Source organism: Corynebacterium ulcerans (genome assembly GCF_000767685.1).
GTDB lineage: Bacteria > Actinomycetota > Actinomycetes > Mycobacteriales > Mycobacteriaceae > Corynebacterium > Corynebacterium ulcerans.
The window spans coordinates 1,709,577-1,725,659 of sequence record NZ_CP009622.1 but is presented as its reverse complement, the minus strand read 5'-3'; the positions used below and the strand labels follow the sequence as shown (position 1 = coordinate 1,725,659).

Genomic DNA, 16,083 nt, shown 5'->3' with positions numbered 1-16,083 from the left:
TGTCGATGAACGCTCAAGATTTCAAGGAGAAGAATTCTGAGGCCGTAGGCGTAAACCACGCTCTCCGCCTTGGTGTCACCGCCGACATGACAGTGCAAGAAGTCGGCTGGGACGAAGATTGCGATAGCTCCATAAGTGAAGCACTAGAAGACATTATCGGCGAGGAGCTTCTCGACGAAGACACGGACGAAGCATGCGACGTTGTCTTGTTGTGGTGGCGCGAAGACGACGGAGACTTGGTCGATGGACTAGTCGATGCCGTTCGACCCCTTGCTGAAAACGGCCGTATTTGGTTGCTCAGTCCGGGGGCCGGTAAATCCGGTGCACTCGATCCGGGTGAGATTTCCGAGTCTGCTCAACTCGCAGGGCTCGTACAAACAAAAGCCGAAAGACTTGGCTCCTGGCAAGGTTCTTGCTTGGTGCAAAGGGGCAATAAGCAGTGACTTTGCATTACTAGTACCACTTCGTGTTAGTATTCTTTCCGATGCCTCAGCAGGTCTGATGTATCGGAAGTATGCGCCTTTAGCTCAGCTGGAAGAGCAGCTGGTTTACACCCAGCAGGTCGGCGGTTCGATCCCGTCAGGGCGCACAAACGCAAAGCGGCGGCTCCTTAGAACAAGGAGTCGCCGCTTTGCGTTTCATGACCATCGTTGGGGAGCCACTTGGTAGCTCCACCCCTTTTCGTTTTTAAAAGGGAGAGTGCAATAACGTGCCCGAGCTAGTCCCACAGTCCACGCCGTATCCCAAGAAATCATTGGCACTGGGAGTAATCGCCGGAGTAGCCCTCGACAGGATGCTGGGAGACCCCGGTGGTCGGTGGCATCCCGTGGCGATTTTTGGTCGGTACGCGCAGTACATGGAAAAACGGGTGTATCGCCCTAGCAAGAAAGCCGGTGCTGTTTTTGTCGCCGCCACTGTCTTGCCTCCGGTTGTCCTTAGCGCTGTGGCGGCGCGACGCATGCCTAGATTTATGCTTGCTGCTTCTCTTTTTGGCGCGTTGGGCGGAACCACCTTGGAGAAAACAGGAACACGTATGGCCCGTGCACTAGCCCACGGCGATACAGCCACGGCGCGTGCTCTCGTACCGTGGCTGTGCTCCCGGGACCCGGAGCAGCTCGATGAACAAGGGATTACGCGTGCGACAGTGGAATCGCTAGCGGAAAATACATCGGATGCCACCATCGCTCCCTTGGTCTGGTCTGTTTTTGGTGCCCCGGCAGTAGTGGGGCATCGGTGTGTGAACACCTTGGATGCGATGGTGGGCTATAAAAACGAGCGCTATAGCGAGTTCGGGTGGGCTGCAGCAAAGCTTGACGACGTCCTCGCGTACGTGCCCGCGCGCGTCACCGCTGTCGTCCATGTGGGTGCCGCAGCAGTCATGGGACGCGGACGCAGCGCCGTGCGTGCTTGGCGTGAAGACGCCCCCCAGCACCCCAGCCCGAACGCTGGGCCGGTAGAAGCCACAGCGGCGGCTGTTATGGGTGTGCAACTCGGAGGGGCTACACAGTACCCTCATGGCGTAGAAATGCGGCCGGTGTTGGGGCGTGGTCCGGCCCCTACAACAGAGACGATCACAACTGCCGTCTCATTGTCTCGGTGGACTCAGGCGTTGGTGGCCTTGACTGTGGTGGCTTTACAGCAAATAGCGTCACGAGCACAGCGAGGCCATAGCTGAAGAGCGGGTCTAGAAGTTGTCTCGACGGTGATCGCGTTTCCGTGGGGCAATAGTCCGGGTGCTGCCATACCTACTGCGCATGGTGGCAGCAACGCGATCTGTTTTTGTTTCTGTCTCCTGGCGAGAGGCAGTTGCGTTGACGTCTGTGTGCTTTTCGGCAGCAGTGTCTTGGGCAGCCTCTTGCATTTGGGCTTCCTCTTCCTTAGCCCGCCGGCGTTCTTTGATCTCGGCCCAGACAAAATAGATCACTGCTAGCGGGGCCATGACACCGAACGCGATCCACTGGAATCCGTAGGAGAGGTGGTTGCCGCGATCGAGCTTAGGGATCGGCATGGCGTGGACTTCACCGGGTTGATCGCTTGCTAGTTGGAGATAGTCGATCCCCAGAGGGGCGTCGATAAGCGTGCTGATCTGTTCCGTGCTAATTCCGTTGACCTGCGTGTAGCCATCTGCGGTGAGCGGTGGTGTAGCGGGGATTCCCTCGTTATGGCGCGCATGCCCCACGATGGTCACTACACCTGAGGGGGCCTTATCTAAGCGAGGCGGTTTTCCGGCTTCGAGGGGAATAAAGCCTCTATTGACCAGGAGCGTTTGCCCGTTCTCGGATTGGAAGGGAACCAACGACTGATAAGCAGGCGAGCCGTCAACAGGGCGCATCCGCAGCAAAACTTCTTTATCCGGGAGGTAGCGTCCCGTTAGCGTTGCTCGCATCCACTCGTTATCGCCTTTGATGTTGCCCGCGCTGTCAAAGAGATCAGTGATGGTGGAGGGGTCGGTATCAAAAGCCTGCTCGATATGAGTGTTGCGGGCAACGATGTCATGATCTTTGTTTAGCTGCCAAGGGGAGAGCACAGTGATGGCAAAGTAAGAAAACGCGATTGCTAAAACTGCGGTGATGACCCACCCCGGTTTGAGAAAAATCCGCCACCCTGATGCTCGCCTTGTAGACCTAGACACGGTTGATCACCTTTTCTCCTGGAGCTCGTGTTTGATCCACTTTAAGAGCTGCGGCATCGCAGACTCAATCTGCACGCGGGCAATCTCAAAATCGTGAGCATCGCCGTAGTAGGGATCTTCTACGTCATAAGTGTGCGCAGCCGGATCGAAGGTGCGTAGCAACCGGACTTTATCGGGGGCGAACCCATAACGAAGCAACGCATTGCGGTGCCCACTGTCGAGCGCAATAAACAAGTCCGCATCCTCGTGTTTTTCGCCAAGTTGTGCCGCTCGGTGGCTGTCGCCATCGTATCCGGCACGGCGGAGCTCAGCCAGCGCGCGTTTATCCGCCTTTTGTCCGATATGCCACCCGCCCGTGCCGCATGAGCTTACTGTGACGTATGGTTCTAGTCCTTCGTCTTCTATGACACTACGCAGAATCACATCTCCCATCGGTGAGCGGCAGATATTACCGGTGCAGACAAACACAATGTGGAGAGAAGTACGGGGATTGTGCTCAGAAGTCGAAGAAGTCACGGACAATTCCTTTCAAATCCGCCATATCAGAAGCATAGAAGTGTGCGCTTTCCCACTCGCTAGGGCTACCATGGCCCCAGCCGACGAGCGCTGTGGGTATCCCATATTCTTGGGCTCCCTCAACGTCATGGAAACGATCTCCGATCATGAGGATATCTGAGTTCCCAGCCTCCACGTTCATGGACTGCAACACATGAGCGATGACGTGTGATTTTGTTTTTCTTCCCTCTGTAGCATCAGCGCCGCCGATGAAGTCAAAATGGTGAGCCACTCCCAGTTCCGTCAAAACTTCGCGAGCCAGACTTTCCGACTTACTTGTTGCCGTGCAGACGCGAAGACCTTGTGCTTTCCATTCTGGTAGCGCCTCGGCCCAACCGGCAAAAAGCTCGCAATCGCGCCAGCCACCGTTGTCGTAGTGGCGTCGAAAAGCAGCGAGAGCCTCAGACGTTGTGTCCGGATCCAGGTTGAGGGAACGCATAGTCTCATCCATAGGTGGTCCGGGAATGCGATGGAGCCAATCTTCATCGGGGACAGGGTGCCCAATATGATTCATCGCCTCGATAAAACTTGTTCGGATGCCTGGGTAGGACCGAACAATAGTGCCATCAACGTCAATCAGAAGAGTGCTCATACTTTGTAGTTTCCCACTAAACTCGGATCAGTGTTACACGGTTTTCCTCATGCCTTAGCTACGGCTGCCACCAACCAGGCACCAAGCACTCCCACCGTCCCACCGTTGTCGCGACTTCACGGCGATATTGATGCTCGAGGAGCGCGATTGGATTTTGCGGTCAACGTTGCAGATCCGACGCCACCGGAGTGGCTTGTGGCAGATCTGGCTGCAGAGCTCTCGCATCTTGCCGAGTACCCCCACGATGAGCAGGATGAGTCTGCGAGACAGTTGATCGCTCAATACCACGGAATTTCACCCGATCACGTGCTCATCCTGTGCGGTGCTTCTGAGGGCTTTGCCATGCTTCCTCAGCTTAAACCCACTAAAGCAGCGCTTATTCACCCGAGCTTCAGCGAACCAGACCTTGTGCTTTTCGACGCCGGCGTGGAACTCCAGCGCATCATCCTCCCCGAGCCTTTCACACTGGATGGCACCCTGGCCCTAGATCCCGCCGAGGACATAGGGCCAGACATGGTGGTCATCGGCAACCCCACCAACCCCACGGGAGTACTCCACAGCGTTGATCAGCTCTGTGGGCTTCGCTCTCCTGGTCGTCACCTCGTTGTAGACGAAGCATTCATGGACATCGTGGGGGAATCCGAATCGATGATAGGACCCGGCAAAGCTGGCGATCCACACTCAGGGTTTGATGACGTAATAGTTTTAAGAAGCCTTACCAAGACCTGGTCAATCGCAGGTTTGCGAGTGGGGTATCTGGTGGCGAGCCCCGAAGTGATTCACACGCTCACTCATGGAAGAGCTCACTGGCCGGTGGGAAGTCTGGCCTTTCGCGCTATTGAGTCCATCATGACGACGGGAGTCAGCCAACTAGAGGCCTTGAGAAGCGCTGTAATCCAGCACAGAGAAGACATGGTAAAACAGCTGGAACACGCTGGTTTTAGCCTGGTAGCCCCGTCAGTGGCTCCTTTTATCCTTGTCCAACCGCCAGCTGAGATGCGTGGGGATGCCGAGCACATGCGTAGGGAGTTGCTGAGCCTGGGCATCGCTGTGAGGCGCTGTGACACTTTCCCTGGCCTAGACTCAACCTATTGGCGCTTAGCGGTTAGACCCCGTGAGTACGTTGGTGAGCTGATAGAAAAGCTACAGCAGATTGGAGTAGACCCGAAGTGACTCAGAATACCCAGCCCACAGTCGCAGATGTACGTTCCGTTATGGAGGAAGCTTATCCGCCGTACCTTGCAGAAAAATGGGATGCAGTGGGTCTCATCTGCGGCGATCCTCAGCAAGAGGTGCACAAAATCGTTGTAGCGCTTGATTGCACCCAAGAAGTTGCGGAAGCCGCGGTCAACGCAGAAGCCGACATGCTTATCGTGCATCACCCATTGTTGTTGCGTGGCGTGACCTCCGTGGCTGCGGATACCCCTAAGGGCAAAGTCATACATACCCTGATCCGTGGGGGAGTTGCGCTCTTTGCCGCCCATACCAACGCGGATTCCGCGCGCCCCGGGGTCAACGACAAGCTCGCTGAACTCGTTGGCATCGTGCCGGGCCGCCCCGTACAGCCCAAACCACAAGGAATAGACAAGTGGGGAGTGCAGGTACCCGCGGAGGCCGTGGAATCCGTCAAGCGCTCGCTTTTCGACGCCGGCGCGGGGCAGATCGGCAAATATTCGGAGTGCAGCTTTGACTTCACAGGCACAGGACAATTCCTGCCTGACAAAGACGCCACTCCCCACACAGGAGTTCCTGGGGATCTTCACTCAGGCCCCGAAATAAGAGTCGAATTCGTTGCGCCGCGCGCTGTACGCAACGCGATTATGACGGCGCTGCGCGCCACCCATCCCTATGAGGAACCAGCTTTTGACGTGGTGAGCATGGAAGACACACAGGATCTTTCCCAAGCTTATGGGCTCGGCCGGGTAGGAACGCTGCCAGAACCCATGCCTTTTGCCGATTTTGTCCAACAAGTAGCTAATGCGCTCCCCGAAACAAGCTGGGGCGTGCGTGCCGCAGGAGACCCCGAGGCACTAGTACAGACGATCGCAGTGTCATCTGGCTCAGGGGACTCCTTCCTGGATGCCGTAGCACGGCTAGGCGTTGACGTGTATGTGACGTCTGATCTGCGCCATCACCCGGCCGATGAGTCGCGCCGGGCGGACGGGCCATTCCTGGTGGACACAGCGCATTGGGCTAGCGAATATCCATGGACGGAACAGGCCTCGGAGATTCTGGCACGTGCGTTGCCAGACGTAACGGTGGATATTGTGCCTATCAGAACTGATCCGTGGACGCTGTCGGCGCATCCGCAGTCGGTTGGGGAAAAGTCGTTATAAGGTGGGCGTCGAGAAGCTTAAAGCAATGGTCGCGGCCGTTTCTTCCTTTGACCTGAAAAGGCTATGATTAAGGGCTTGCTTGCGCTCGTCGCCGACTGGAACGAGCCTGTGATAACTCGACAAAGACTACAGAAACCTGAAGGTAAGGACTCTCATGAAGCTTGATCGCACACTACAACCGCTGCTGCTGGAGTTGTCCACCATCACCCGCTCGGCATCCACGAGTGTGGCGCCAAAGGTCAGCGAGGAACAAGAAGAACTTGATCGGCTGATGAGTGAGCAGTCTCGTAATCGCGAGGCAGCCGCCGCCGCGCAGATGGCCGTCGATGATATGGAACTAGAGATTCGCCGTATCCAGGAAGACGAGCGCAAACTACGCCGCCGTGAACAAGACGGTAAACGTCAGCTCACCGCAGAGACCGATATTGAGCGGCGGCGTGATATTAAGCACGACATATATTCCGCCAAGTCCCGCATCGCAGATCTTATGAGTGAGCTGCAAGAAGCCCATAACGAGATCCACGCTTTGCGCAATAACCTTGAGGTTAACCAAGCGCGAGTCGTGGACACAGACACCAAAATCGAGGCAGCCCGCAGGGCCCTGGAAGCTCTTCCGGTAGACACCACCGCAGCAACCCAAGAAGAAAGAATCACCCAATTGCGGGACCTGCTGCCAGAGGACATCATCGTGGAGTTTGATTCGCAGCGCGACATCAACGACGTAGGCGTGGCTGCGTTTAACGGACGTAGTTGCGGCGGCTGCTTCATTATCCTTCCGCCAGCGGATGTTTCTATGATTCGCAATACCCCCATGAATATTCTTCCGCAGTGTCCTGACTGCGGCAGCTATCTTGTGAGGCAGGCAAGCTGATGAAGGTCATTATCGAAGCAGACGGAGGCTCTCGCGGAAATCCAGGTGTTGCCGGATCCGGGACCGTGCTTTTCGACGCCACCCACACCAAGATTCTGCGTCGCCTGGCCTACATCGTGGGAACTGCGACGAATAATGTTGCGGAATACCACGCGCTTCTGAACGGGTTGACTGCCGCTCGCGAGCTGGGCGCAACGGAAGTGGATGTCCTTATGGACTCCAAACTTGTGGTGGAACAGATGTCGGGACGCTGGAAAATTAAACACCCTGACATGAAAGAGCTTGCTCTCAGCTGCAGGGATATCGCCTCAGGGTTTGCTTCGATCACATACACATGGATTCCGCGTAAGCAGAATGCGCGAGCAGATGAGTTGGCCAATAAAGCCATGGACGCCTTGGCACAAGGGGCACAGCCTGGATTTCTGGATCTAGGCGGCGATTCCCTCTCCGCGGCAAGTTGCACCGAGCCGGCAACGAAGAAAGACGATTGCGCTGGAGACCAACACGCTACTGCGCCAAAAACATGGAACGGTGCGACCACAGATGCCACCCGATTCCTTCTGTTGCGCCACGGGCAAACACCGATGTCTGCGGCACGGCAATACAGCGGGCTTAGTGATCCGAGTCTTTCCGAGCTAGGGCGCTATCAAGCAGAGCGCGCCGCGCAATACCTCGCCTCCCGTGGGGGAATTGACGTGATTGTGTCATCCCCGCTCAAACGCTGCCAAGAAACGGCGTCGGCAGCTGCACAAGCCCTCGGGATGAGCGATATCCGGACTCTGGATGATCTGAGAGAAATGGACTTTGGACAATGGGATGGCCTGACCTTCAGCCAAGCCCATGAATCAGACCCAGAGCTACATCAGCAATGGCTTGCAGACCCCAAGGTTGCTCCCCCTGGAGGAGAATCACTTGTGCAGGCTCATCGGCGGATAAAACGAGTGAGGGAAGAACTGCAGCGTGAGTACGGGGAGGCCACCATCCTCGTGGTGAGCCATGTGACTCCCATCAAATCCATCCTGCGTCAGGCGCTTGATGCCTCCGCCGGAATGTTCCATCGGATGCACCTTGACTTAGCGTCTTTATCCATTGCGGAGTTTTACTCGGATGGTCCCACGTGCGTTCGACTGGTCAACGACACGTCGTATCTGCGCTAGGCCTCGTGAGAACCGCGCGCTATCCCTGCAGAATTAGCAGCTTGGGGCGCATAGTAGTAGAGTCACAACAGCGAATGAGCCGACTGGGCGATCGCGACTACAGGTACCGCCGTTTTCACAGCGTGCGGCCTGTGGTCGAGGAAAGTCCGGACTCCACAGAGCACGGTGATTGTTAACAACAACCCAGGGTGACCTGCGGGCAAGTGCAACAGAAAGTAGACCGCCCAGATTCTTCTGGGTAAGGGTGAAACGGTGCGGTAAGAGCGCACCAGCAGGCTAGGTGACTAGTCTGGCTGGGTAAACCCCACTGGGAGCAAGGCATTAGGGCGTACCTTCGGGTATGTCTGCACGGATGTTTGAGGGCTGCTCGCCTGAGTCCGTGGGTAGCTGCTTGAGGCGGCCAGCGATGGTACGTCCAGATGGATGATCGCCGCCCCTTTGCTTGAAAAGGGGTACAGAATCCGGCTTATAGGTTGGCTCATTCGCCTTATTCTTTTTGCGCACAAAAGTCTGTTGAAGAATTCGACAGGCGGAGTTGCCCAGAATATGCCATGATCGGAAAGCATGAAGCTCTATGCCGCCTTCCTTGATTTTGGTGCGATCGCAGATGAATACGGTGTGACCACGCGATTTCCTCAAGATGTAGAAAACCAGGCGCGCCAGCTTGTCGACGCCCTCCCGGACCACCGAATAGATCGGCGCGATATTGAACTAGTAACGATCGACCCAGCTGGCTCACAAGACCTCGATCAAGCGGTATGCATTGAGAAAACGCCTGAGGGGTTTCGTATCTTTTATGCAATCGCCGATGTCGCCGCTTTCTTGAACTATGGCGGGGGCGACCTGGTGGCGCAGGAGTCTTTACGTAGAGGACAAACAATCTATCTCCCGGACGAGCCAGCACGGCTGCACCCGGCCGCGCTTTCTGAGGGCGCAGCGAGCCTCTTACCGACCGTGGATCGACCGGCCGTGTTGTGGACCATTGATATTGATCCCGCAGGGGAAGTGATCGATTTTAGGCTTGATAGGGCATTAGTGCGTAGCCGTGCTCGGTTTGATTATGAGCGTGTCCAACAGGATCACACAGATGGCTCGCTGCATCCCTCACTTCTTTACTTATTTGAAGTCGGGCGTGTGCGTCGGCACAGCAAGCTGCGGTCAACTGCAGTAAATCTGCGTATGCCCAGCCAAAGCGTAGAAAAAGAACCGGACGGAGAGATCCACCTGGTGATCGAACCTCGTTATGAATCTATGGATGCCAACTCTGAGATTTCCCTGCTTGCCGGAATGTGTGCCGGAAACCTGATGGCTAAGCACGGAGTGGGCGTTCTGCGTACCCTTGCCCCCGCTAGCAAAAGCGCGTTGGAAGCCTTCGCCCAAGAAGCCATAGCGTTGGGCTTTCCAGCAGACGTAGATCTTGACAGCATTTCTTTGGAAGAACCACGGTCGATGGTGTTGATGCGAGCAGCGCAGAAGCTACTGAGGGGCGCCGAGTACCGAGTCTTAGGAGAAGAAACAGCAGAAGTCCATGCAGGGGTGGGAGGCTATTATGCGCATGTCACCGCACCATTGCGGCGCCTCATAGACCGTTACGCCACAGAAATATGTCTGTCTTTGTTTCACCAGCAGCCGATTCCCTCGTGGGTGAGCGACACTCTTTCCGAGGCCGTAGCTGCGATGAAACACAGTAGTACAACAGCGAGCGCAGTGGATAAGGCGTGCCTTGACCTCACAGAAGCTACAGTGCTCGCCCCGTGGGTCGGACACAATTTCACAGCTGTGGTCCTGAGTAATAATGCGGCCAACACGAGTTCTAGGATCTTTGTAGAAGATCCGCCCGTTATCGCGGAGTGCTTGGGGTTACCGGCCGTCGGAGAACAAACTATTGTGACATTGGTCAGCACAGATGTGGAGAAACGTGAGATACGCTTCGCCTGGCCTGCGGATTAAGACGTGCTAAGAGCTGGGGCGGCCACGTGGCCGTCGAGAAGCTCTACAACGGTAAGCCCGTCTGCCGAGGCATCAGCAGCAAAGTTTTCTACGTGAGAACGCTCCACCAGCACAACAACTGCGTCTGATAAGCCGGCTGCGGCACTGCGGGCGCTGAGTGCACCTCGGACCAGACATAGTTGAGCTAGCGCAGAGTCTGCCCCCGTGACTCCATAGAGTTTTTCTGTATTCGCTTGTGAATTACACAGCAGGGGAAACATGTCGGCATGCCTGCGTGAACGAACGGCCTGCGTTAGTTCTAAAGCTGCCGAGGTTTCCGTAGTCAAAAAATCTAGCCACTGGGTTGCTTCTTCGATAGGAGGGATATCGTCCGGTCCTTTGATCTCATGCACAGCGCGCAACCAATCGATGACCCTGCTTTCCGCATCTGGGAGCATTCTCAAGCTTTCCGCAGCAAAGGCTTTAGTGGCCTCCGCGATAAACTTTTCTCGGCGCAACACTTCCTGTGCCCGATCTGAATGCGTGGGAGGAGCAACAACCAATGCAACAGTGCGGGTGGGGTCGCCGATCGGATGCGCAGCCTGAGTGATCGAACCATCGGCATAGTCGATAATGTTGAGTTGGCCAGTGGCTCCTCGCAAAGCAGTAGTGAAACGTGCACGTAACACCGGACGGTCACCCATAGCTATAGCCGCTTGGAAACAAACCTCGGCAAACTTTGCCCGCACAGGGGCAGAGTCAATCTCCTCATAATCGCCAGCTAAAGACAACGCGGTAGCGACCAGCATTGCCTCGTTTTCGCCTAAACCGGCATGTGGCGGAATCTGATTGATAACCGTGATGTCGAATCCGCGCGAATCTCGGCTAAGCATTTGGCGATGAACCATGGTGTAGATCAAAACAGCGAGCCGTGAGGCCTCTGTGTTCTCCGGTGCGCTCGGGACAGCTTGCGCAGATCCGTCTGAGGAAGCAAGAGAAGACTGCCAGAGTGTGACATCTTCAAGCGAGGCTGTGGTTGGGGGCAGTTCTGATAACTCTCCGGTCTGCGTGAACTGGTAAAAGTTCACGCTTACCCGATCATCCCCCCGTGGGGAAATAGCAACGGCAGTGCGCAGATCCGACAAACTTGTTAAAACCACGCCGCCTGCATGATCAGTGTGGTCTCCTATCAGCGACCACGTTGCCGGTGCTGACGCGGCAGAAATGAGATCAGATTCGCATCCGATACGACGAGAATGCAGTTGTAGTGCATGATCGACAACGTTGACCTCGGGGTGGGGCCACACTGGCATACGGAGCTCCTCTACATAAAAACGATCGACGGCGCGGTGATTCTCGGCGCTTCATTCACTTTAGTGGTTTTGCAAAGACTAGGAGGCTACTCCTGTGGCATCCCGCAAGAACATGACAAATTGTGCATCATAGACATCGCCACCGAGATAGTGGCATCCTTGTAATGTGAGCTTTGCTCTAGGAAGTGTGGTTCACAAGCCTGATACAAGGAGTTTTAGCATGCACCATGAAGATGAAAAGTGGTTCTACAACCAAGCCACTGGAAAAGTGGAACAAGGGAAAACCTCAAGTTTTGAGCACCGGATGGGGCCTTATGATACGAGGGAAGAAGCAGAACACGCCCTTGACAAAGTAAAAGAGCGCAATGAGGCAGCGGACGCTGCTGATGAGGAGTGGGAAGACTAATCCTTATGTGCTTAGCTGGCGAAGAGGCGGTCTATATAGGCCGCCTCTTCGCCAGCTATAGAGATCAACGATTAATCACGTTTTCGTGACTTCTTCTGGAACTTTTCTACGCTTTTAGAGAACTTTCGGTATGCCTTAGTCACTTTGGAGAAAGCCTTGGGATAGTCGTCGAGAGCACTCATACTGTTCTGATGCTCTTGCTGGTACAAGACTCCGTATCCAAAGGCCGAGTGTCCTTTACGTTCTGCGCGTAGTGCCTTTTCATACAAGCGATCGCGGGAAGTGACGGCATCTTGGAAATCGCCCAGTACTGTCTGGAGACGTTTACATGCTGCATACAATTTATCGGTGTTTAAAGATGTGGAATCACCGATAGCTTCAGCTGAGTAACGGAGTTTCTTTGCAGCTTTGCGGGCATCGTGAAAATTTGCTTCTCGACGTTCCAGCGGGATCGTTACATCCTGATGTTCTCGGCGTGCTTTCCGGTCTTGCTCATATAAGCGCTGCATAGTTTTTTCTAGGTGACGGAAAAGCACGGCTTCAGAATGCGCTTCGTGCGAGGCCCCGTGGTCAGACTCCTTAGCGTTGCTCTCAGCTCCGCTGAGAATCGGAGGTTCGGCTAAGAGCACATCGAGTGAGTCTAAAAGGGCAAGGTAACGTTGGCTGTTTAATGTAGAAATAACTCTACGGTGTGCCAGGAAATAATCACGTTGGATATCTTTAAGCAAGAATTCCGATGTTGCAGAGTCCAACAAGCCATCACTGTTATGGTTGATAAGTTTTTCAAACCTAGCTGCTATCACCTCTGCGTCCCTGGCTACTCCAAGGATGCGTGCAAAGATTTTGAGGTCTTTTTCAATCTGTTTGTAGCGCTCTCCACCAAGAAGTCCATCAAATGTCTGCATATGGCTGCGTAGTTCACGGGTGGCCACACGCATTTGATGAATAGAATCGGGTGCGTCTTGCCTGACTAATGGGTCCAGCGCTACAAGTTTGTCGCGATTGCGTTTTAACGCAGCTATCAGTGCGTATTCAGGAGATTCCGGATCGAGCTGCGCTACCTGCGGAGGAAGCGGTACGTTATTGACAGAGTTCCCCAAAGCCTGCGCAATCTTGGAAGAAGACTGTGCTGTGTGAGCTCCTTGTTTAACCAACACGGCTTCAGCAGACTCGATAATCTCTGTCCCGAGCCCTTGATCTTGGCTATACGCGGTTATCTCTATTTCCCATTCTCGCCACTGAGACTCGGTTCCACCAGGTAGATATGACCAGGCCCGGACATGATCATCGCAAAATTCTGCGAGGTATTCTCCCTCATCGTTTGCTAGCAGGGTTTCGTGGCGTTCATTATCAATTCTGGCGATGGGAGATAGAGGCTGGTTACGGATAATGGAACGGACAAAAGAGAGTAACTCTTCAGGTACCTTCGGGTTTTCCAGAGAATCGTCTCCGAGCGGTGCATGAGTTTCTATTCGTCCCTCAGGGGTGGAGATTTTGAGATGCCACCCAGAGTCTTTGCCTCCTGTTCTGCGCCTTAAGGCTATTTTTGCGCGAGACAGTCTGAGGTCTGGAGTGTCAAAATACAGTGCAGACAACGAGTGAACTGTTGATTCAGCAACCTCAGACACACAAGCGATCTCTAAGAGATGCGGTGCGGGCTGATCATCTGCGACTGAAAATTTTCTTTCTACCTCAAGCTGTTGCGTTATTCCCATGCTTTGAGTTCTACCAGTTCTTGTACAAGAGTGTCAGTATATTTTTGAGACAAAGGACATCAGGCGCGGCCTAGTATGAAGAGATCACATGTCCTGCAAACCAGTTGTGCATGTGAGACAGTCACACCACATGAGTGCGTCGGCAAGGCACACAATCTTTGCTGCTGATTTTCCGTCTGTGGTGCCGATCGAATCACGGGCGCTGGGCCTATGTGGATGGGCTAACACGTAAAAGTCTTCTAAGGCGTTAAGAAAAGCCGGGTCATGACTAAGCCAATTCCAAATGGATAGCCGACACTGTAATTGGTCAAAGGCTAAGGGGAGAGAAATTCTCTGATGGATTCCTAGAGCAAAGGAAGTATAAAAGCTTTTTGCGTAGGTTTGATTGGCGCTTGGAAACTCAAAACGGCTTAACAGCTGGCGGCTTTTGTTACAGAGCGTAGTGAATGCGTGCATCGTGCGAAAGATATTAGAGGCTGTTCCGAAGACGGAAGCTATTCCTTGTGGGTGTATAAGGGCGCAGCAACAGCCATAGCTGAGCGTAAGTACTTGCAATAACGTAAAACTATCGGACACCTGCGGGCGAGAAAGCTGAATCCGATGTATCGCAGGTACTTCTTCTTGGTTGGGTTGTTGGCGTGCGTTAGATGTGTGGAGGAAAAAGATGGGTATGGGCCCTTCTTTGCTTGGACATTCGTAGAGTTGGTTACTGGCACAATGAAGTAGAGATAAATCTGCTGTACAGGGAAGAGCTGCCAAAGTATTACGGATGTTGTGCAGTATGTGCGGAATATTTTCAGCCGGTGCGAGGTTAGTTGGCGGGCTATACCTTAGCCACATCTTGTAGATTATGGATGGCGCGGACACAGCAATGTTGCGTAATCCGGCTCGGCATTGAGGGATATAAGGAAGTAGTTTCTTGAAACTTGGACAGATGAGTTCCAGGTCTTGTGGGGTATAGCCTTTTACAGCTGCGTCTGTCATTAGTGCGGCGACGTCTTGAGCTACAACAAAATTTTCCTGTGACATGCTAAACCCCATTTCCGTATCGAACGTATTGGCGATTTATATTGGAGCATGAGGCTGTGACACTCTTACCCCTGTTGCTTACCCCAAGGTATTAATGCTGGCGTGCTCAAACTTGTGGGGGAGAACGTTCCACCCCCCGATGTTGAAGGTAGAAAGTATCGTGAGAGCTATGAACTCACAGCAGGAATTTGTACTCCGCACAATTGAAGAAAGAGATATTAAATTTGTGCGCCTTTGGTTTACGGATATCTTGGGGTACCTGAAATCAGTCGCCGTGGCACCTGCAGAACTCGAAGGTGCTTTTGAAGAAGGCATTGGTTTTGATGGTTCTGCCATTGAAGGATTTTCTCGAGTGTCAGAAGCAGACACAATTGCTATGCCAGATCCTTCTACCTTTCAGCTATTACCCTTTGATGGCAACGACACTGACTCGTGTACGGCCCGGATGTTCTGCGATATTTTAAATCCGGATGGAAAACCTTCTTATTCGGATCCTCGGCAGGTGTTAAGAAAGCAGCTTCAGCGCGCATCTGATGAAGGTTTCACTTGTATGGTGTCACCTGAAATTGAGTTTTATCTGGTTCAAAGTCTTCGGACGGACGGACTTCCGCCTATTCCCACAGACAACGGCAGTTATTTTGATCAAGCTAGCCAAAATGATGCACCATTGTTTAGGCGTCAGGCCATGTTGGCTTTGGAATCTATGGGGATACCCGTGGAATTTTCACACCATGAGACTGGTCCGGGACAGCAAGAAATAGACCTACGCCATGCTGACGCCTTAACTATGGCAGATTCCATTATGACCTTCAGGTACGTGATGAAGCGGGTTGCGATACAAAACAACATCGGCGCAACCTTTATGCCAAAGCCTTTTAGAGATCATGCGGGGTCTGCAATGCATACTCATATGTCGCTTTTTGAAGGCGACATCAATGCTTTTCATGATCCAGATGATGAATATGGTCTATCTCGTACCGCTAAGCAATTTATTGCGGGTATTTTGCGCCATGCTAATGAGATTTCCGCTATTACAAATCAATGGACTAACTCCTATAAGAGAATTCTCTTTGGTAACGAGGCGCCTACTGCCGCAACGTGGGGGGCTTCTAACCGGTCGGCATTGGTAAGGGTTCCTACGTATCGCTTGGCCAAAGCTGATTCGCGCAGGGTAGAAGTGCGTTCCCCGGACTCTGCATGCAATCCCTACTTAGCATTAGCAGTCTTGATCGGAGCGGGGCTGAAGGGCATCACAGAAGGTTATGAGATACCCGACGCAGCGGAAGAAGATATTGCACGTTTGACGCGTCGGGAGCGGTTAGCTATGGGATACGCGGACCTGCCAACAAGCCTGGATCAAGCTTTGCGGGAGATGGAGCATTCAGAACTGGTGGCGGATGTACTGGGTGAACATGTTTTTGAGTATTTCCTGCGTAATAAGTGGCGCGAATGGCACGATTACCAGCAACAGATTACGGCATGGGAACTTCGGACCAATCTAGAAAACTAATCCCGGTGGGATTTCTCCGTGGCTTTTAAGACATAGCT

Annotated in this window: 14 protein-coding genes, 1 tRNA gene and 1 other RNA gene; 11 read left to right on the top strand and 5 right to left on the bottom strand. The window is 53.7% G+C overall.

The features are described 5' to 3' along the window. The first annotated feature begins 5 nt into the window (after window positions 1–5). From CULFRC11_RS07790 to cbiB, 3 genes are all read left to right on the top strand, one after another. On the top strand, window positions 6–443 hold the full coding sequence (locus CULFRC11_RS07790; protein ID WP_014836645.1) for a DUF3052 domain-containing protein: 438 nt from the start codon (window positions 6–8) through the stop codon (window positions 441–443). 73 nt (window positions 444–516) lie between these two features. Then, a tRNA-Val gene (locus tag CULFRC11_RS07785) sits at window positions 517–589 on the top strand. Between the two features lie 120 nt (window positions 590–709). Further along, window positions 710–1,675 (top strand): adenosylcobinamide-phosphate synthase CbiB, encoded by a 966-nt coding sequence (cbiB, locus tag CULFRC11_RS07780; RefSeq protein ID WP_038620696.1) that lies wholly within the window; start codon window positions 710–712, stop codon window positions 1,673–1,675. 9 nt (window positions 1,676–1,684) lie between these two features. Here the strand turns inward: cbiB and CULFRC11_RS07775 are convergent, their stop codons facing one another. Genes CULFRC11_RS07775 through CULFRC11_RS07765 form a run of 3 tightly spaced genes read right to left on the bottom strand, consistent with a single transcriptional unit; the run spans window position 1,685 to window position 3,779 of the window. After that, window positions 1,685–2,632 carry an SURF1 family cytochrome oxidase biogenesis protein gene (locus CULFRC11_RS07775; protein WP_023636046.1) on the bottom strand — a complete coding sequence of 316 codons (948 nt, stop codon included), beginning with the start codon at window positions 2,630–2,632 and terminating at the stop codon, window positions 1,685–1,687. Window positions 2,633–2,638: 6 nt separating this feature from the next. Then, entirely contained in the window at window positions 2,639–3,148 is a 510-nt protein-coding gene (locus CULFRC11_RS07770; RefSeq protein ID WP_023636045.1) for a low molecular weight protein-tyrosine-phosphatase, read from the bottom strand. Continuing rightward, the gene (locus tag CULFRC11_RS07765; RefSeq protein ID WP_023636044.1) at window positions 3,129–3,779 is read right to left on the bottom strand and encodes an HAD-IA family hydrolase; all 651 of its coding nucleotides are present in this window, start codon (window positions 3,777–3,779) and stop codon (window positions 3,129–3,131) included. The genes CULFRC11_RS07770 and CULFRC11_RS07765 overlap by 20 nt, the downstream gene beginning before the upstream one ends. A 30-nt stretch (window positions 3,780–3,809) precedes the next feature. Here CULFRC11_RS07765 and cobC point away from each other — a divergent pair, with 30 nt between their 5' ends. The 6 genes from cobC to CULFRC11_RS07740 all read left to right on the top strand — a co-directional run bounded on the left by cobC (window position 3,810) and on the right by CULFRC11_RS07740 (window position 10,093). Then, window positions 3,810–4,952 (top strand): Rv2231c family histidinol phosphate aminotransferase CobC, encoded by a 1,143-nt coding sequence (gene cobC, locus CULFRC11_RS07760; protein ID WP_038620693.1) that lies wholly within the window; start codon window positions 3,810–3,812, stop codon window positions 4,950–4,952. Further along, entirely contained in the window at window positions 4,949–6,115 is a 1,167-nt protein-coding gene (locus tag CULFRC11_RS07755; RefSeq protein WP_023636043.1) for a Nif3-like dinuclear metal center hexameric protein, read from the top strand. Before cobC ends, CULFRC11_RS07755 begins: the two co-directional genes overlap by 4 nt. Window positions 6,116–6,269: 154 nt before the next feature. Further along, a complete protein-coding gene (locus CULFRC11_RS07750; RefSeq protein WP_023636042.1) occupies window positions 6,270–6,986 on the top strand; it encodes a zinc ribbon domain-containing protein in 717 nt (238 codons plus the stop codon). After that, a complete protein-coding gene (locus CULFRC11_RS07745) occupies window positions 6,986–8,143 on the top strand; it encodes a bifunctional RNase H/acid phosphatase (RefSeq protein ID WP_023636041.1) in 1,158 nt (385 codons plus the stop codon). Before CULFRC11_RS07750 ends, CULFRC11_RS07745 begins: the two co-directional genes overlap by 1 nt. 75 nt (window positions 8,144–8,218) lie before the next feature. Further along, an RNA gene (gene rnpB, locus CULFRC11_RS10930) (RNase P RNA component class A) lies at window positions 8,219–8,628 on the top strand. Window positions 8,629–8,707: 79 nt separating this feature from the next. Then, the gene (locus CULFRC11_RS07740) at window positions 8,708–10,093 is read left to right on the top strand and encodes an RNB domain-containing ribonuclease (RefSeq protein WP_023636040.1); all 1,386 of its coding nucleotides are present in this window, start codon (window positions 8,708–8,710) and stop codon (window positions 10,091–10,093) included. Here CULFRC11_RS07740 and CULFRC11_RS07735 read toward each other — a convergent pair. Beyond that, the gene (locus tag CULFRC11_RS07735) at window positions 10,090–11,385 is read right to left on the bottom strand and encodes a galactokinase family protein (RefSeq protein ID WP_023636039.1); all 1,296 of its coding nucleotides are present in this window, start codon (window positions 11,383–11,385) and stop codon (window positions 10,090–10,092) included. The genes CULFRC11_RS07740 and CULFRC11_RS07735 overlap by 4 nt on opposite strands. A gap of 220 nt (window positions 11,386–11,605) precedes the next feature. Here CULFRC11_RS07735 and CULFRC11_RS07730 point away from each other — a divergent pair, with 220 nt between their 5' ends. Beyond that, window positions 11,606–11,791, top strand: coding sequence for an SPOR domain-containing protein (locus tag CULFRC11_RS07730; RefSeq protein ID WP_013911940.1), 186 nt, complete (start codon window positions 11,606–11,608; stop codon window positions 11,789–11,791). A gap of 71 nt (window positions 11,792–11,862) precedes the next feature. Here CULFRC11_RS07730 and CULFRC11_RS07725 read toward each other — a convergent pair whose 3' ends face one another. Continuing rightward, window positions 11,863–13,506 (bottom strand): CYTH and CHAD domain-containing protein, encoded by a 1,644-nt coding sequence (locus tag CULFRC11_RS07725; RefSeq protein ID WP_023636038.1) that lies wholly within the window; start codon window positions 13,504–13,506, stop codon window positions 11,863–11,865. 1,198 nt (window positions 13,507–14,704) lie between these two features. Between CULFRC11_RS07725 and CULFRC11_RS07720 the strand changes: the two genes are divergently transcribed. Further along, window positions 14,705–16,045 carry a glutamine synthetase family protein gene (locus CULFRC11_RS07720; protein ID WP_013911937.1) on the top strand — a complete coding sequence of 447 codons (1,341 nt, stop codon included), beginning with the start codon at window positions 14,705–14,707 and terminating at the stop codon, window positions 16,043–16,045. The last annotated feature ends 38 nt before the right edge of the window (window positions 16,046–16,083 follow it).